General features: G+C 75.5%; 12 protein-coding genes. 5 read left to right on the top strand and 7 right to left on the bottom strand.

Annotation, left to right across the window (positions count from 1 at the left end):
* Positions 1 to 135 precede the first annotated feature (135 nt).
* Complete coding sequence (locus AC1VWI_RS17355) at positions 136 to 672, top strand: HNH endonuclease (protein WP_499511921.1); 537 nt, start codon at positions 136 to 138, stop codon at positions 670 to 672.
* A 102-nt stretch (positions 673 to 774) separates the two neighbouring features.
* Here the strand turns inward: AC1VWI_RS17355 and AC1VWI_RS17350 are convergent, their stop codons facing one another.
* From AC1VWI_RS17350 to AC1VWI_RS17335, 4 genes are all read right to left on the bottom strand, one after another.
* Entirely contained in the window at positions 775 to 2163 is a 1389-nt protein-coding gene (locus AC1VWI_RS17350; RefSeq protein ID WP_499511920.1) for an FtsX-like permease family protein, read from the bottom strand.
* Positions 2160 to 2870 (bottom strand): ABC transporter ATP-binding protein, encoded by a 711-nt coding sequence (locus AC1VWI_RS17345; RefSeq protein WP_499511919.1) that lies wholly within the window; start codon positions 2868 to 2870, stop codon positions 2160 to 2162. The genes AC1VWI_RS17350 and AC1VWI_RS17345 overlap by 4 nt, the downstream gene beginning before the upstream one ends.
* Positions 2867 to 3406, bottom strand: coding sequence for a PadR family transcriptional regulator (locus AC1VWI_RS17340; RefSeq protein WP_499511918.1), 540 nt, complete (start codon positions 3404 to 3406; stop codon positions 2867 to 2869). Before AC1VWI_RS17340 ends, AC1VWI_RS17345 begins: the two co-directional genes overlap by 4 nt.
* 138 nt (positions 3407 to 3544) lie before the next feature.
* Positions 3545 to 6955, bottom strand: coding sequence for a beta-N-acetylglucosaminidase domain-containing protein (locus tag AC1VWI_RS17335; protein WP_499511917.1), 3411 nt, complete (start codon positions 6953 to 6955; stop codon positions 3545 to 3547).
* A 195-nt stretch (positions 6956 to 7150) separates the two neighbouring features.
* Here AC1VWI_RS17335 and pepN point away from each other — a divergent pair, with 195 nt between their 5' ends.
* Positions 7151 to 9721, top strand: coding sequence for an aminopeptidase N (gene pepN, locus AC1VWI_RS17330; RefSeq protein WP_499511916.1), 2571 nt, complete (start codon positions 7151 to 7153; stop codon positions 9719 to 9721).
* 336 nt (positions 9722 to 10057) lie between these two features.
* On the opposite strand, the gene AC1VWI_RS17325 is transcribed toward pepN, so the two are convergent.
* From AC1VWI_RS17325 to AC1VWI_RS17315, 3 genes are all read right to left on the bottom strand, one after another.
* On the bottom strand, positions 10058 to 10294 hold the full coding sequence (locus AC1VWI_RS17325) for a hypothetical protein (protein WP_499517072.1): 237 nt from the start codon (positions 10292 to 10294) through the stop codon (positions 10058 to 10060).
* A 48-nt stretch (positions 10295 to 10342) separates the two neighbouring features.
* Positions 10343 to 12427 carry a 4-alpha-glucanotransferase gene (gene malQ / locus AC1VWI_RS17320; protein WP_499511915.1) on the bottom strand — a complete coding sequence of 695 codons (2085 nt, stop codon included), beginning with the start codon at positions 12425 to 12427 and terminating at the stop codon, positions 10343 to 10345.
* Positions 12428 to 12867: 440 nt separating this feature from the next.
* On the bottom strand, positions 12868 to 14292 hold the full coding sequence (locus tag AC1VWI_RS17315; RefSeq protein ID WP_499511914.1) for an amidase: 1425 nt from the start codon (positions 14290 to 14292) through the stop codon (positions 12868 to 12870).
* Positions 14293 to 14408: 116 nt separating this feature from the next.
* Here AC1VWI_RS17315 and AC1VWI_RS17310 point away from each other — a divergent pair, with 116 nt between their 5' ends.
* The 3 genes from AC1VWI_RS17310 to AC1VWI_RS17300 are packed head-to-tail and all read left to right on the top strand — an operon-like array spanning position 14409 to position 16116.
* Entirely contained in the window at positions 14409 to 14933 is a 525-nt protein-coding gene (locus AC1VWI_RS17310; RefSeq protein ID WP_499516836.1) for a sigma-70 family RNA polymerase sigma factor, read from the top strand.
* On the top strand, positions 14930 to 15646 hold the full coding sequence (locus tag AC1VWI_RS17305; RefSeq protein ID WP_499511913.1) for a hypothetical protein: 717 nt from the start codon (positions 14930 to 14932) through the stop codon (positions 15644 to 15646). The genes AC1VWI_RS17310 and AC1VWI_RS17305 overlap by 4 nt, the downstream gene beginning before the upstream one ends.
* Positions 15647 to 15660: 14 nt before the next feature.
* Positions 15661 to 16116 (top strand): hypothetical protein, encoded by a 456-nt coding sequence (locus tag AC1VWI_RS17300; RefSeq protein ID WP_499511912.1) that lies wholly within the window; start codon positions 15661 to 15663, stop codon positions 16114 to 16116.
* Positions 16117 to 16165 lie beyond the last annotated feature (49 nt).

Here is a 16165-nt window from a genome sequence, read left to right as displayed (position 1 = left end):
TGTAAAAGGGGTGTGGTTGAAAACACCCTCGCTCCGTTACCCGGTCATGGTGGCGCCGTGACCGGGCTTCCGGAGAGACTGTGGGCAGATCGTCCCGGCGCGAGCCACGCGCCGCCGGCGTAAAAGGAGGCACCCGTGCCGCATGTCCTGGTCCTCAACGCGTCGTACGAGCCGCTCGGCGTCGTACCGCTCCGCCGCGCGCTCATCCTCGTGCTGAACAAGAAGGCCGTGTGCCTCGAGGAGTCCGGCGCCTATATGCACAGCGCGACCTGTACTGTCCCCGCTCCGAGTGTCGTCAAGCTCACCAAATTCGTCCGAGTCCCCTTTCGCGGCCCCGTGCCCCTGACCCGGCGGGCGCTGTTCGCGCGGGACGGCGGCCGGTGCGCGTACTGCGGAGGCGTCGCAACCAGCGTCGACCACGTGATCCCGCGCAGCCGCGGAGGCCAGCACACGTGGGACAACGTGGTCGCGGCATGCCGCCGGTGCAACCACCTCAAGGCCGACCGCCATGTCGCCGAGCTCGGCTGGCGGATGCGCAACCAGCCCGCCCCGCCGTCCGGCCTCGCCTGGCGGATCATCGGGACGGGGCATAGGGACCCGCGCTGGCTGCCATACCTGCAGCCATTCGGCGCGGAGGACGCCATGGCCCGGATCGACGGCATATCCGCCTGAGACCGGGCCTTCGTGTTGTCCTGAACCGTCCCGGACCGGGCTCAGGGCCCCGGACCGCACCCCCGTGCCGGTCCGGGGCCCCTTCCCGCGCCCGCCCGCCCCCTACTCGTGCCGCAACTGCGCCGGGTGCACGGTGCGGCGCAGCAGCGGCAGGCAGGCGGCGGTCGCCAGCAGGGCGGCGGCCAGCAGGCCGCCCGTGAGCAGCGCCGGCTCCAGCAGCGGCAGAGCGCGCCGCCCGTCGTGGAGCACGACGGGGAGGACGAGCGCCAGGCCGCAGCCGGCGCCGAGCAGCAGCGCCGGGACGAGGGGCAGCGCCGTCTCCAGCAGCGTGGCGCGCCACAGCACCTTCCGGGGCGTGCCCGCCGCGGCCAGGGCGGCCAGGGTCCGGCGGCGGGACATGAGCGACTCCACGACGCCCACCGCGACGCCGCTCACGGTGACCGCACTGCCGATCAGGACGGCGAGCCCCGCCAGGTTCCAGCCGCCCACGTAGAAGGCCAGGTCGTCCGCGCTGTAGCCCGGATCCGCGCGCAGTCCGTCCACCGTCACCCGGCGCATGGCCACCCAGCCCGCCCCCACCAGCGCCGCGAGCATCAGCACCGAGTGGGCCCGGGCCGCGGCCCAGGGGTCGTTCCGCAGCCGTTCCCCGGCGATCAGCAGCACCGGACGGCCCGACCGGGCGGCGAGCCGTCCGGTGAGCAGTGCCAGCCCCGCGCTGCTGTGGAGGAGCCCGTAGACGTACAGGACCAGGAACGCCGGCACGACCACTGCGGCCGGCGCACGGTTCAGCGCCACCCGCGTCCCCGCCAGCATCAGCGCGGTCCCCGCGAGCAGCGCCACCGGGCCCAGCAGCCAGCGGATCGCCCCGCCGCGCGGCGGCCGTCGCTTCGCGACCACGCCCAGCGGGTCGCGCGCCGACCGGCGGAGGGCGAACCGTGCCTCCAGGGTGGCCAGCACCGGCACCGCCAGGACGACCAGGGCGGCGGGAAGCCACGGCACCGGCACGTCGGTGGGCCAGGTCGGTGTCCTGCGGTCGTCCTGCACCGCCGCGAGCACGGCCCGCAGCGCGAGGAAGCCCACCAGCCCGGCCACCGCTCCCAGGACGCCGGCGGCGCCCGCCTCCAGCGCGGCGATCCGCCGGACCTGCCGGGGGGCGGCCCCGGACAGGCGGAGCGCGGCCAGCCGGTGCTCACGTCGCAGCGCGCCGATCCGGGTGCACTGGCCGAGGAAGGCGATCACCGGGACCAGGAGCAGCAGGAGCACGGCGACGACGCCCGGCCGCAGCCCGGCGAGGTTGAGCAGGTCGTTGGTGTACCGGGGCGTCCCGTCCGCGTACCGGGTGCCGATCACGGCCACGACGGCGGCCGCCAGGGCGAAGCCCGTGCCGAGGGCCGCGCCGAGCGCGGTGAGGGCCAGGCGCCACCACTCGCTGCGCGGGGAGCCCCGCAGCAGTGCCCAGGCCAGCAGGGCGTCCCCCCGAAGCCCTCTCACCGGGTCACCTCGGCGGCGGGCTCGTCCTCCGACTCGACGACGCCGTCCCGCACCGTCGCCTCGCGGTCCGCGTACGCCGCGACCTGGGCGTCGTGCGTGATCAGGAGCACGGCGGTACCGGACTCGCGGGCGGCGTGGACCAGGGCGGTCATGACCTGCTCACCGGCGAGGGAGTCCAGGGCCCCGGTCGGCTCGTCCGCGAAGACCGCCTTCGGGCCGGTGACCATCGCACGGGCCAGGGCGACGCGTTGTGCCTGCCCGCCCGACATCTCGCCCGGGCGCAGGGCGGCCTGACCACGCACGCCGATGCGCTCCAGCCAGGTGCCCGCACGGTCATGGGCGGCGGCGCGGGAGGTCCCGGCCAGCAGCAGGGGCAGGGCCACGTTGTCCAGGGCGGTCAGTTCGCCGACCAGTTGGCCGAACTGGAAGACGACGCCGAAGTCGGTGCGCCGCAGCGTGGAGCGGCGGGTCTCCCCGGCCTGGTCGAGCCGCTCCGCGCCGGCCACGCCGCCCGTGTACCGGACCTCGCCCTCGTCCGGCCGGACGATGCCCGACATGCAGTGCAGCAGCGTGGACTTCCCGCTGCCGCTCGGGCCGGTGACGGCCAGGACCTCCCCGGGCAGCAGGCGCAGCGAGGCGCCGCGCAGGGCGTCGGTGGTGCCGTACCGCTTGACGAGGCCGCGGGCCTCGATCAGGGGTGTGGTCATGCTGAGGTGACCTCCTCGGCCAGGGCGCCGAGGCGCTGCGCGGCGTTGTCGATCCAGCGCAGGTCGGCGTCGAGATGGGTGAGGGCGTAGTCGGCGGAGAGCACGGCCGACAGCGGGGCGCCGGGCGCGGTCTTCACCGCGGTGAGCTCGCGCATCCGGGCGAGGTGGGCGGCGCGCTGCAGGCGCAGGAACGCGGCGGGGTCGCCGTGGCCGGAGGCCATGATCGCCGTGACCTTGGCGAAGATCTCGTTGGCCGCGCTGACGGGCGCGGGCGGTACGGGCTCCCCGAGCCAGCTCCGCAGTGCCAGCGAGCCCTGTTCGGTGAGCCGGTAGGTGGTGCGCTCCGGGCCGCCGTCGCTCTCGGTGGCGTCGACCTCGGCGAGGCCGTCGCGCACCAGGCGCTGCAGGCTCGTGTAGACCTGGCCGTAGGCGAGGGGGCGGGCCTGGGGGAAGCGTTCGTCGTGCCGCCGCTTCAGGTCGTAGCCGTGGCCGGGACCGGCGGCGAGCAGTCCCAGCAGGACGTTGCCGGTGCTCATGCGACGCCCCCCTCTCTTCACTCAATACATGTACTCAGTGAATAGTGACAGCCCTGCGACCACCCCGCAACGGTCCGCAACGGTCCGCGGGCGCACGGCGGGCGGCGGGGGTGGGCTGCGGGGGCAGGTGGCGCCGGGTCAGTCGGTGACGGCGTACGCCTGCAACGAGTACAGCGAGTAGCCGTACTTCGTGCCGCGCTCCAGCCCCTGCACGCGCAGGAAGCGCGTGTCGGAGGGGGCGTCCAGCCGTACGGACTCGGTGCCGCCGCGGCCGTCGGAGATCACCGCCGCGGTGTGCCAGCTCTGCCCGTCGGCCGAGGTCAGGATCGTGTAGCGGGCGGCGTACGCGTCCTGCCAGCGCAGCACCACCCGGCCGATCCTGGCGGCCCGCGGGAGCTCGGCCTGCACCCAGGCGTCGTCCCGCACGGGGGAGGACCAGCGGGTCGCGGGGTCACCGTCGGTCAGCGCCGAGGCCGGGAAGTCGGCGGTCTCGTCACCGGAGGAGGCGGCCGGGGCGCCCGCGGCGAGGTCGGGGCCGCCGGTGCGCGGATAGGCGTGCACCGTGACGGTCTGCCGCACGGTGCGGCCCTCGGCGCGGAACGCCAGCGGCACCTCGTACACGCCGGGCACACCGTCCGCGGGCAGGGACAACCGCACCGGCACCACGACCTTGCCGCCGCGCGGCAGTTCCACCTCACCGGGCGTAACGGCCTCGACGCCCTCCGGGGCCTCGGCGGTCAGCGACACCCTGGCGGCGGCGGGCGAGGCGTCGGTCAGCTCCGCGGTGACGGTCGCGGGGGCGCCGCCGAGTTCCAGGTCGGTCTCGGTACGGTCCAGGGTCATCCGGGCCGCGGGCCGGTCGGCGTACCAGGGCACGATCTCGTGGACGACCGGCGGATGGGCCCCCGCCGACGGGGTGACCCGCACCGCGTCCACCCGCAGGCCCTGCGCCGGCAGTTCGGTCCAGCCGCCGCCCAGCGAACCGAGCCGGTGCCAGCCCTGGCCGGGCACCCGCACCTCCACCGACCCGGCGGTCCCCGGCCCGGTGTCGGTGAGCACGGTCAGCGCCTCCAGCGGGCGGGCCGAGCCGTACTCCAGGGTCAGCCCCCCGGCGGGCACGCGGACGGTGGTCGTGGCGTCGCCGTCGGAGGCCGCCAGGGACGCGGGGTCGGCGGCGAGGACGCCGGAGGCACCGTCGTCCTCCGTGCCGACGGTGAACTCCCGCACCGTCACGGCGTTCTCCTGCGCGGCGGTCGCGCGCAGCCGCACGTACCGCGCCCGGGTGCCCTCGGGCAGCCGCACGGTCACGGTCCGGTCGTCGTGCACCGTGGCGGCGGTCCGCCAGCCGCCCTCGTCGCCCGCGGAGTACTCCAGCACCGCCTCGCGCAGGTAGTCGTCCCGCTCGGGGCCCCGCTGCGCGGTCCCCATGGCGACGCGCACGCTGCGGATCGTCCGGGTGCCGCCCAGGTCGACCCCGAAGGCGTCGTCCTGCCGGGGAGGGGCGTCGCTGGCCCAGGCGGTGCCGTCCTTGCCGTCGGTCATCAGCGACGGGTCGGTGGACCGGGCCGAGCCCAGGGTGGCGGTGGCCTTGCGGCCCGCGGTGCGCACGCCGGTCCACGCGTCCGCCGTGGCCAGCGTCTTCGCCAGGAACGGGTCGAGCACCCCGTGGCCCACGGTGGCCGGGCTGTTCGCTATCCGCCGGCGGGCCCGCTCCAGCGCCAGCCGGTCCCGCCACGCGCCGGTGCCGTCACCCGCGCGCAGCGCCACCAGCATGTCGACGGCGTGCTCGCCCGCCGAACCGTACCGGGCCAGCTGGCTCAGCCACGGCCGCACCTCGCCGCCGAAGGAGCCGTCCGCCAGTCCGTCAAGGCGTTCCGGGGCGCCGCGCATCGTGGTGAACGCCGCGCGCAGCCGGCCGGCCGCCTTTTCCAGCCGCTCCCGGCCGCCGTTCGCGTAGGCGTCCAGGAACTCCGCGATGAGCGGCCGCAGATACGCCGACTCGCCCTCGTCCAGCGCCGAGGAGGCCTCGTTGCCCGCGAGGGCCCGCAGTGCGTCGCGGGCTCCGGGATCGCGGCCCGCCAGGTCGTCGACGGCCGCGCGCCAGGAGGCCGCACGGTCGTACCCACGCGGGTTCCACGCGTAGTCGGCCACCGTGAACAGCGCGATCCGGGAGGCGGCGGGCTGGCGCATCGCCGTCGCCAGCAGTCCCGCGGACGCCGTCGCGACCGCGGGCTCGCGTCCGGTGTAGGGGCCGAGGAAGATCCGGTCCTCGGCGAAGTCGTTGACCGGGTAGTCGTCCATCGTCAGCAGCGGGTGCTGCAGCGCCGCCCGGGCATCGGCGATCTGCCGCCCGGTGATCTCCCCCGGGACGACGCCGACACCCGTCCACGCCACCTCCACGCCCCGGTCGAGCACCCGGGCCAGTTCGCCCCGGAAGTCCGTGGCGCCGTCCTGGTAGTACTCCGTCGGCAGCAGCGACAGCGGTACGGCGGCCCCGTGGCGCTCCGCCAGGTGGGCGGCGAGCGCGTTGGCCACGTCGGCCTGCGCCCGGGCCGCCGCCTCGGGGCCGTCGCCGTACGCGTCCGCGTCGGCCTCGCAGTGCCACTCGCTGTAGCTCACGTCCTGGAACTGCAGCTGGAAGCCGCGCACGCCCAGCGCCCACATCGCGTCGGCCTTGCGCAGCAGCGCCCTGCGGTCCTCCTGCGAGGAGAAGCACAGCGCCTGGCCCGGCGACACCGCCCACGCCAGCGTCACGTGGTTGGCCCGGGCCCGCTCGGCGAGCGCGCGGAACTCCGCGCGGCGCGGGGCGGGGTAGGGCTCGCGCCACCGCTCCTGGCGGTAGGGGTCGTCGCCGGGGGCGTACAGGTAGCGGTTCTGCTTGGTGCGGCCGAGGAAGTCCAGCTGGGCGAGCCGCTGCTCCTGGGTCCACGGCTCGCCGTAGAAGCTCTCGGTGACGCCGCGCGTCGCCGCCGCGGGCCAGTCGCGGACGACGACGCCCGCCAGGCCGCGCGCGGTCGTCAACTGGCGCAGCGTCTGCGCCGCGTGGAACAGGCCGTCCTCGCCCGCCCCGTCCAGCGCCACGACGGCGCGGCCGCCGGTGCGTCCCACGGCGAGCCGGTAGCCGCCGGAGGGCAGGTCCCCGGTGGGCGCGGCACCCAGGGCGCGCAGCGCGGTGTCGGCGCGCGCGCCGCCGGCGTAGACCACCAGCCCCCGAGGGTCCGCCGCCCCCTCGTGGAGCGTGGTCACGCCCGCGCCGCGCAGGATCGCGCGGAGGGCGTCCAGGGCGTAGGGGTCGGCCCCGGGCCCGGCGACCAGGGTCGCCGTGTCCGGTACGGCGACGGTGCCGCCGCGACTGCGCAGCGACTGCGGCTCGGGGTGGACGGCGGGCGCGGCGTCTGCCGTCACGGTGCCGTCCGTGGTGCCGGGCGCCGTCGTCGGGGCGACGGGTGGAGCGGCCAGGGCGGCCGGCGTGGTCCCGAGCACCCCGCCGACGACGGCGGCGACGAGCGCTGCCGTGTGGGTCGCGGCGGTTCTCCTGCCCGGGGTCATGGTCCGACAGCCCATCACCCGCACGGAGGGCGTGTCAACGCGACGACGCGCCCCTTCCGGCCCGTGCCCGCGGGCCGTACCGCCGGTAGCCGGCGGCGCCCGGGGACACGACCGGCCGGTCGAGGGAAAACCCCCGGCCGTCCCACCCCTGCCGCGTGCGAGGATGGCCGAAAACCCGACGAAGGAGACGGACACGTGCCCGGCACCAACCTCACCCGTGAGGAGGCGCGGCAGCGAGCGCGCCTGCTCACCGTGGACGCGTACGACATCGAGCTCGACCTGAGCGGGGCCCAGGAGGGCGGCACCTTCCGGTCGGTGACCACGGTGCGCTTCGACTCCGCCGAGGCGGGTGCCTCGACCTTCATCGACCTGGTCGCCCCCGCGGTCCACGAGGTGGTGCTCAACGGCACCGCGCTGGACCCGGCCGAGGTCTTCGCGGACAGCCGCATCGCCCTGCCGTCGCTGCAGGCCGGCGCCAACGAGCTGCGGGTCGTCGCGGACGCGGCGTACACCAACACCGGCGAGGGCCTGCACCGCTTCGTCGACCCGGTCGACAAGCAGGCGTACCTCTACACCCAGTTCGAGGTGCCGGACGCCCGCCGGGTCTTCGCCAACTTCGAGCAGCCCGACCTCAAGGCGAGCTTCACCTTCACCGTGAAGGCCCCGGCCGGCTGGACGGTCATCTCCAACTCCCCGACGCCCGAGCCGGTCGACAACACGTGGAGCTTCGCGGCCACCCCGCGCATCTCCACGTACATCACCGCGCTGATCGCCGGCCCCTACCACGCCGTGCACAGCACCTGGGAGGGCGAGGGCGGCCGCAGCGTGCCGCTGGGCCTGTACTGCCGTCCCTCGCTGACGGAGTTCCTCGACGCCGACGCCATCTTCGAGGTCACCCGGCAGGGCTTCGACTGGTTCGAGGAGAAGTTCGACTTCCCCTACCCCTTCGCCAAGTACGACCAGCTCTTCGTGCCGGAGTTCAACGCCGGCGCGATGGAGAACGCGGGCGCGGTCACCATCCGCGACCAGTACGTCTTCCGCTCCAAGGTGACCGACGCGGCCTACGAGGTGCGCGCCGAGACGATCCTCCACGAGCTGGCCCACATGTGGTTCGGCGACCTGGTCACCATGGAGTGGTGGAACGACCTGTGGCTGAACGAGTCGTTCGCCACCTACACCTCCATCGCCTGCCAGGCCTACGCGCCCGGCAGCAAGTGGCCGCACTCCTGGACCACCTTCGCCAACTCCATGAAGACCTGGGCGTACCGGCAGGACCAGCTGCCGTCCACCCACCCGATCATGGCGGAGATCAACGACCTGCAGGACGTCCAGGTCAACTTCGACGGCATCACCTACGCCAAGGGCGCCTCCGTCCTCAAGCAGCTGGTGGCCTACGTCGGCATGGACGAGTTCTTCACCGGCGTCCAGGCGTACTTCAAGCGCCACGCCTGGAAGAACACCCGTCTGGCCGACCTGCTGTCCGCCCTGGAGGAGACCTCCGGCCGCGACCTGAAGACCTGGTCGAAGAAGTGGCTGGAGACCGCCGGCATCAACATCCTGCGCCCGGAGATCGAGACCGCCGCCGACGGCACCATCACCTCCTTCGCCGTGCGCCAGGAGGCCCCGGCGCTGCCGGCCGGCGCCAAGGGCGAGTCGATCCTGCGGCCGCACCGCATCGCGATCGGCGCCTACGAGCTCCAGGACGGCAAGCTGGTCCGCGTCCAGCGCGTCGAGCTCGACGTCGACGGCGAGCTGACCGCGGTGCCCGAGTTCGTCGGCGTCACGCGCCCGGCGGTCGTGCTGCTCAACGACGACGACCTGTCGTACGCCAAGGTGCGGCTCGACGAGGTCTCGCTGGACACCGTCCGCGAGCACCTCGGCGACTTCACCGAGTCGCTGCCGCGCGCCCTGGTGTGGGCCTCGGCGTGGGACATGACCCGCGACGGCGAACTCGCCACCCGTGACTACCTGGAGCTGGTGCTCTCCGGCATCGGCAAGGAGTCCGACATCGGCGTGGTGCAGTCCCTGCACCGCCAGGTGAAGACGGCGCTGGAGCTGTACGCCGCGCCCGAGTGGCGCGAGACCGGCCTGGCCCGCTGGACCGAGGCGACGCTGGAGCACCTGCGCGCGGCCGCCCCCGGCAGCGACCACCAGCTCGCCTGGGCCCGCGCGTTCACCGCGACGGCCCGCACCAAGGACCAGCTGGACCTGATCGCCGGGCTGCTCGGCGGCACGGAGACGATCGAGGGCCTGGCCGTCGACACCGAGCTGCGCTGGTCCCTCCTGGAGCGGCTGGCCGCCACGGGCCGCGCCGACGAGGAGGCCATCGCGGCCGAGCTCGGCCGGGACGCCACGGCGGCCGGTGAGCGGCACGCGGCGACCGCGCGCGCCGCGCGTCCCACGGCGGAGGCGAAGGCCGGGGCGTGGGCCTCGGTCGTCGAGGCGGAGACGCTCACCAACGCCGTCCAGGAGGCGGTCATCGCCGGCTTCTACGAGCCGGACCAGCGCGAGCTGCTGGCGCCGTACACGCAGCGGTACTTCGCGGCGGTCTCGGACGTCTTCGCCTCCCGGAGCCACGAGATGGCCCAGCAGATCATCGTCGGGCTCTACCCGGCGCTCCAGGTCTCCCAGGACACCCTGGACGCCACCGACGCCTGGCTGGCGGCGGCCGATCCGGCGCCGGCGCTGCGGCGCATGGTGACGGAGTGCCGTGCCGGGGTCGAGCGCGCGCTCAAGGCCCAGGCCGCGGACGCGGCGGCCGGCTGACCGGCGGGCACAGCCCTGTGAGGGCCCCCGCGGCGCACCGCCGCGGGGGCCCTCGGGTCTTCCGGGAGTCCTCCGCGCCAGGACACGGGGGCGCGTGGGGCGCCGCGGGGGCTGCCGCCTCGCGACGTGCCGAGGAACGCTGGGCCGTTCGGGGAGTGCCGCGCGCCGTCGCGGGGCCGGTCGCCGGCGATGCGGATGCCTGACGACGGGGGCGCGCCGGGACCGCCGGACGGGCCGGAACGCTCCCGCGGGCGGTACGACCGGCACGAGGTACCGGGGAACACCTGAAGCCGGGCCGCGGTGCTCCGCGGCCCGGTCAGCGAGGTGGGAAGGGGATCAGCCCTGGGCCTTGCGGGACTTGTCGGTCGCGACGACCAGACCCGCGATGACGAGGAACAGGGCGATCGGCAGGGCGACGTACAGGCCCAGCGTCTGGAGCACGCTCAGACCGGAACCCGGGTCGTCGCCGTCGTCGCGGGTGTTCGCGAACGCGGGGGACGACATCAGCAGCATCAGCGCCGTACCGGCCGTGACGGCACCGGCGCGCAGGGCGTTCTTGTTGAGCTTGTCCACGCTCTCAAAGTAGCGAACGCTCCGGCGGCCCGCGCGTCCGGGGTGGTGTTACGGCCCGTCGGGCGCCGCCATCGCGGTCCGCACCTCGTGCGCCAGCGCGTGCAGCCGGGGCGAGGCGGTCAGCTGCTCCAGGGTGAGCGGCCGGCCCTCGGCGTCCGCCACCGGCAGCCGCCAGTTGGGGTACTGGTCCCAGGTGCCCGGCAGGTTCTGCGGGCGGCGGTCGCCGACCCCGTCCGGCAGCCAGACGCCGACCATGCGGGCCGGCGTCCGCGCCAGGAAGCGGTGGACGGCCTTGACGACCGCCTCCTCGTCGCGGGTGCCCTCCGGCAGCATCCCCAGCCGGCCGAGCAGCGCCAGCCACTCTGCGACCTCCACGGCGTCCTCGGCCTGCTCCACCTCCAGCGGCCGGGTCAGCAGGCCCAGCCGGTGCCGCAGCCCGACGTGCTCCCCGGTCAGCCGGGCCGCCGTCGTCGGCAGGTCGTGGGTGGTCACCGTCGCCAGCGCGTCCGCCCGCCAGGCCGCGGGCGGCAGCGGACGGGCGTGCGCGGAGCCGTGCGCCCCCTCCCAGTCGCGCTCGAACCAGAGCACCGACGTGCCGAGGATGCCCCGGTCGGCCAGCTCCTCGCGGACGCCCGGCTCGACCGTGCCGAGGTCCTCCCCTATGACGACGGCACCTGCGCGCTGCGCCTCCAGCGCGAGGACGCCGAGCATCGCCTCGGCGTCGTAACGGACGTACGCGCCCCGCGTCGGCGGCTCGCCCTCGGGCACCCACCACAGGCGGAAGAGCCCCATCACATGGTCGATGCGCAGGCCCCCCGCGTGCCGCAGCACGTTGCGCAGCAGGTCGCGGTAGGGCGCGTACCCCGTGGCGGCCAGGGCGTCCGGGCGCCACGGCGGCAGGCCCCAGTCCTGGCCGTGGGCGTTGAAGGCGTCCGGCGGCGCGCCGACCGACATCCCGTGGGCGAGGGCGTCCTGCAGCGCCCAGGCGTCGGAACCGGAGGGGTGCACGCCGACCGCGAGGTCGTGGACGATGCCGACCGCCATGCCGGCGTCCCGCGCCGAACGCTGGGCCGCGGCCAGTTGGGCGTCCGTCAGCCAGGCCAGCCAGCAGTGGAAGTCGACCTGGTCCAGCCGTTCGCCGCGGAGCCGCGCGACCTGCCCCGAGCGCGGGTCGCGCAGCCCCGCCGGCCAGCCGCGCCACTGCGGGCCGTGCAGCTCGGCCAGCATCGACCAGGTGGCGTGGTCGTCCAGTGCCTGCCCCTGGTCCGCGAGGAAGTCGCAGTACGCGGCCCGCCGTCCCGGCGACAGCGGCACCTTGCGGACCAGCGCCAGCGCCTCGCGCTTCAGCTCCCACACCGCGTCACGGTCGATCAGGGCGTCCTTCAGCAGGACCGAGTCGCGCAGCACGGCCGCCTTGCGCAGCAGGTCCGCGGCCCGCTCGCGGTCGTCGGGGCCGAGGTAGGCGTACTCCGGGATCTCCTCCACCCGCAGGTACACCGGATCGGGGAAGCGCCGAGAGGACGGACGGTACGGCGACGGGTCCGTGGGATGCCCCGGCACGGCCACGTGCAACGGGTTGACCTGCAGGAAGCCCGCGTGCAGCGCCCGGCCCGTCCAGGCCGCGAGGTCCGCGAGGTCGCCGAGGTCGCCCATGCCCCAGGACCGCGAGGACAGCACGGAGTACAGCTGCGCCATGAAGCCCAGGACGCGCTCCGGGGGCCCGGGCAGCCGTTCCGGCGCCACGACGAGCTGCGCCTGCGCCGTGCGCCCGTCGGGGGCCTGCGCGCGCAGCACGTGCCGCCCCACGGGCAGCGGCGTGCCGCCGTCCCAGGTGGCCTCGCCGCCGTCCTCCGTCGTCAGCCGCAGCCCGGTGCCCTCGGGCAGCCGGTGCCGGAGCGGACGTCCCCTGCGCATCACGACGCTGCGGGGGAGCAGCCGCCGCCCCGCACGGTGATCGTGCTCCGCCAGCGCGTTCCGCACCGCCGCCGGGGTCGAGGCGTCGACGCCCAGCGCGGCCAGCACCGCCACGACCGTCCCGTCCGGCACGCGCACCTCGCGGTCCGGCGACGGACGGTAGGTGACGTCCACGCCGTGCAGCGCGGCGAGTCTGTCCCGGTCGGCGGCTTCGGTCATGGGGTGCCCTCCTGGGGCGTCATCGCGGGTGCGCTTTCTCCGGACAGCCTCAGCCATACCCACTGCGTGGCCGCACAGTCGCATTCCGTGCACGCGCTCCACCCAGGAGTGGCAGCCCGTCGTGGTCCCGGGTCGTGCCGCGAAGCGGCCCGCCCTCCCCCAGCCTTCGGCCGGGGTTGCCCCCACCTCCCCCACCCCCTCCGCGGGCCGTCATGCGGCCATACGACGGGAGGGGGTGTGGCGGGGTGCGCCCATGGAGGTCCCCCCGGCCGGAGGCTGGGGGAGTGCGCCGGCGCGGTCCCGACTCAGGCACACGGTGCGAGACCCGCACTGACCGACCGGGGCCATGGGAGGGCGGGCGGGGAAACCGCCCGCCGCAGGCGCAAGGCCCGTACACGAACAACCGGCCCGCACCCGAACGCACCCCGGGCCGCCGATGCTCAGGCGAACGGCAGGTCGAACGCGCGAGCGGTACGCGCCCGCCAGGGGGACGCGGCCTCCAGCTGGGCGGCGAGTGCGAGCAGGGGGCCCTCCTCGCCGTGCCGGGCGCCGAGCATCATGCCGATGGGCAGCCCCGCCGGGGACCACTCCAGCGGCAGCGACACCGCGGGCAGCCCGGCGATGTTCCAGGGCGCGGTGAACGGCGTGAACGCCAGCTGCGCCGCGAAGTCGGCCTCCGGGTCGGCGTCGTCGCGCAGGGCGCCCACGGGGGCGGGGAGCTGCGCCAGCGTCGGGGTGAGCACCGCGTCGTACGGCTCGGCGGCCTCGGCCAGTTTGCGGCCCACGCCCTGCATCACCCCCAGCGTGCGGGCGTAGTCGAGGCCGCCCACGTCCTGCCCCTGGGCACGCAGCCAGCGGGTGAGCGGCAGCAGGTCCCGCTCCCGTTCCGGTGACACGGGCGTCAGCGCCGCCAGCACGGCCCACACCGGGGTGAACGCGTCGCGGTCGCCCGGGGCGAGCGGCTGCGGCACGTCCACGACCTCGTGCCCGAGCCCGGCCAGCAGTGCCGAGGTGCGTTCGTACGCGGCCAGCACCTGCGGGTCGACCCGTACGCCCGCGACGTCCGGCACCGCCCAGCGGGCGATCCGCAGCCGGCGCGGCTCCTGCTCGCACCACTGCAGGAACGACCGCTCCGGCGGCGGCAGCCGGAAGGGGTCTCCGGGCGCGGGCACCGCCAGCACGTCGAGCAGGGCGGCGGTGTCGCGGACTGTGCGCGCGAGGGGCCCGTTGACCGCCAGTCCGCTCCCGTCGCCCCACGGCGCGGGGCTGACCCGGCCCCGGCTGGGCTTCAGCCCGACGACCCCGCAGCAGCTCGCCGGGATGCGGATCGAGCCGCCCCCGTCGCTGCCGTGCGCCGCCGCCGCGAGCCCGGCCGCCACGGCCGCGGCCGCGCCGCCGCTGCTGCCGCCGGCGCCGCGCGCGAGGTCGTACGGGGTACGGGCGGGCGGGCCCACGGTGCCCTCGGTGTAGGCGGGCAGCCCGAATTCGGGGGTGCTGGTCTTCCCGGTCAGGGCGGTCCCCGCGTCCCGCAGCAGACGCACGAGGTGGGCGTCCTGGTCGGCGACCCGGTCGGCGAAGACCGCCGATCCGGAGGTGAAGCGCACCCCGGCGACCGGCGTCAGGTCCTTCACCGGCACCGGCACGCCGAGCAGCGGAGGCAGCCGCCCGCCCTCCTTGAGCACGCGTTCGGCGTGCCGCGCGTCCTCCAGGGCGCGTTCGGGCGTGACGGTCAGGTAGGCCCCGAGGACGGGGTCGAGCCGCTCGATCCGGTCGAGGTAGTGGGCCGTCAGCTCCACGGGCGACAGAGCACCCGCCCGGATGGCCGCGGCCTGCTCCAGCATCGTCAGTTCATGAGGGGCGGACACCCCGCCAGGTTAGGGCCTGCCCCGGGACCGGACGTGAGGTGAACGGTGAGGTGAACGTTTTCCGCCGCTGCCGCGTCATAGGGGAAATCGCGGAAGGGGAGGGGCGGGGCGTGGCGCTGCTGAGACGGAGGTCCCGGCCGGGGGAGGGGGAGGACCCCCTCGCGCCGGAGCACCTCGATCGCGTACGGGCGGTCCTGGCGCTCGGCGGGGTGCCGGCGGGGGACCTGCAGGACGGGGTGCAGCAGGTGCGGCTGAAGCTGCTGGAGCACCGGGCGGGCGGCCGCGAGCCGCTGCGGGACCCGGGGGCGTGGGCGGCCGTCGCCGCCTCCAACGTGGCGATGGACTGGCACCGTTCGCGCCGCCGTCAGCAGCGGCTCGGCGAACGCCTGGCGGCCCTGACGCCCCGGGACGAGGCCCGGCACGGCGGGGGAGAGGCGCATGTGCTGGCCCTGGCGGTCGCCGACGGCCTGCAGGAACTCCCGCCGCAGCAGCGGCAGGTGCTGACGCTGCGCTTCTACGCGGACCTGCCAGTGGCGCAGATCGCCACGGCGCTCGGTGTCCCGGAGGGCACGGTCAAGAGCCGTTTGCACGCCGCCGTCCGCGCGCTGCGCGGCCGGCTGCACACCAAGGAGGTGGTGTGACGATGAACGGGAACGAGCACAGGGCAGACGCAGCGGATCAGACGGACGAGGCGGACGCGACGGACGAGGCACTGTCTGCCGCCCTCGCGGACGTGCCGCCGGAGGTGCCCGGCGACAGCGAGGCGTACCGGGCGTACGACGCCGCGCGCGCCGACGTGGCCCTGCTGCGCACGCACGTGCGGCTGATCGGCGACGCGCTTGCCGCACGGCCGGCACCGGCCGTGGAACGACGCCCCCGCGGGCGCAGGGCGCTCGCGCTGTGCCTGGCCGCGGTCGTGGCGGGCGTGGTGGGGGTCACCGGGGTCGTCCTGGCGAGGAACGCCGCCCTGGGCGACGGCTCGGCGGCGGGCGACGCGAAGTCCACGCCGGAGGGCATCGTCGCCTGCGCGCGCGACATCGCCGAGGGCACCGTGCGCGAGGTGACGCCCACCGGGGGGCCGGGGGACCTGCGGGTGGTGATGGACGTCGACCGCCGCCTCAAGCCCGCCGTGGGCGACCCCCGGCTGACGTTCACGATCCACGTCGACGACGACCACGACGACGTGGCCCCGCCCCCCGGACCCGGCTCCCGGGTCCTGGTGATGGTCTCCGTCCTCCCCGGCGAGCCGGTGGACCTGTACGAGGGCGCCGCGGACATCGCCTCCGCCCGTGCCTGGATGGAGAAGGCACTTGGGGCCTCCCGGGGCCTGCCGTGCGAGAGCGACACCGGATGAGAGGAGTGAAGGACATGGGACGCAGGACGGGACCGGCCCTCACCGCGGCCGCGCTGCTCGCGCTCGCCGGCTGCGGGACCGGCACCGGCGAGACCGACTCCGAGTCGGTCCGCAGCACCGACGCGGAAGTGCTGGCCTGCACCGAACTCGTCGCCGAGGGGACGGTGCTGCGGGTGACGCCCGGGGAGGGACCGGACCGGGTGTCGGTGCGGATGGAGGTGGACCGCTACCTCAAGGGGGAGCGAGCAGACCGCCGGCTGACCTTCCCCGTCGACCGCGACGAGGAGGGGGAGCCCGAGATGGCCGTGGGGAGCCGGCTGCTCGTCAGCGTGATGCTGCGGCCCGCGGGCTACACCTTCGTCCGCCAGGGCGAGGACATCGCCCCTGCGCGGGAGTGGATGGAGCGGGCGCTGCCCCGCTCGCGCACGCTGCGCTGCGGGGAGCAGGAGTACGAGTGGCGGCAGAGCTGAAGGGGCGGGCGCTCCGGGGAGCGCCCGCCCCTTCAGGCGGTGATCAGGC

The organism is Streptomyces sp. TOM-9, from assembly GCF_056858595.1.
The sequence above is the reverse complement of the archived record's forward strand: the minus strand, read 5'-3'. Positions and strand labels throughout refer to the sequence as shown.

Coding starts and splice junctions, on each gene's coding strand:
- AC1VWI_RS17345 (WP_499511919.1), bottom strand. CDS start 2,870: ATGACCACACCCCTGATCGAGGCCCGCGGCCTCGTCAAGCGGTACGGC.
- AC1VWI_RS17340 (WP_499511918.1), bottom strand. CDS start 3,406: ATGAGCACCGGCAACGTCCTGCTGGGACTGCTCGCCGCCGGTCCCGGC.
- AC1VWI_RS17335 (WP_499511917.1), bottom strand. CDS start 6,955: ATGACCCCGGGCAGGAGAACCGCCGCGACCCACACGGCAGCGCTCGTC.
- malQ (WP_499511915.1), bottom strand. CDS start 12,427: ATGACCGAAGCCGCCGACCGGGACAGACTCGCCGCGCTGCACGGCGTG.
- AC1VWI_RS17300 (WP_499511912.1), top strand. CDS start 15,661: ATGGGACGCAGGACGGGACCGGCCCTCACCGCGGCCGCGCTGCTCGCG.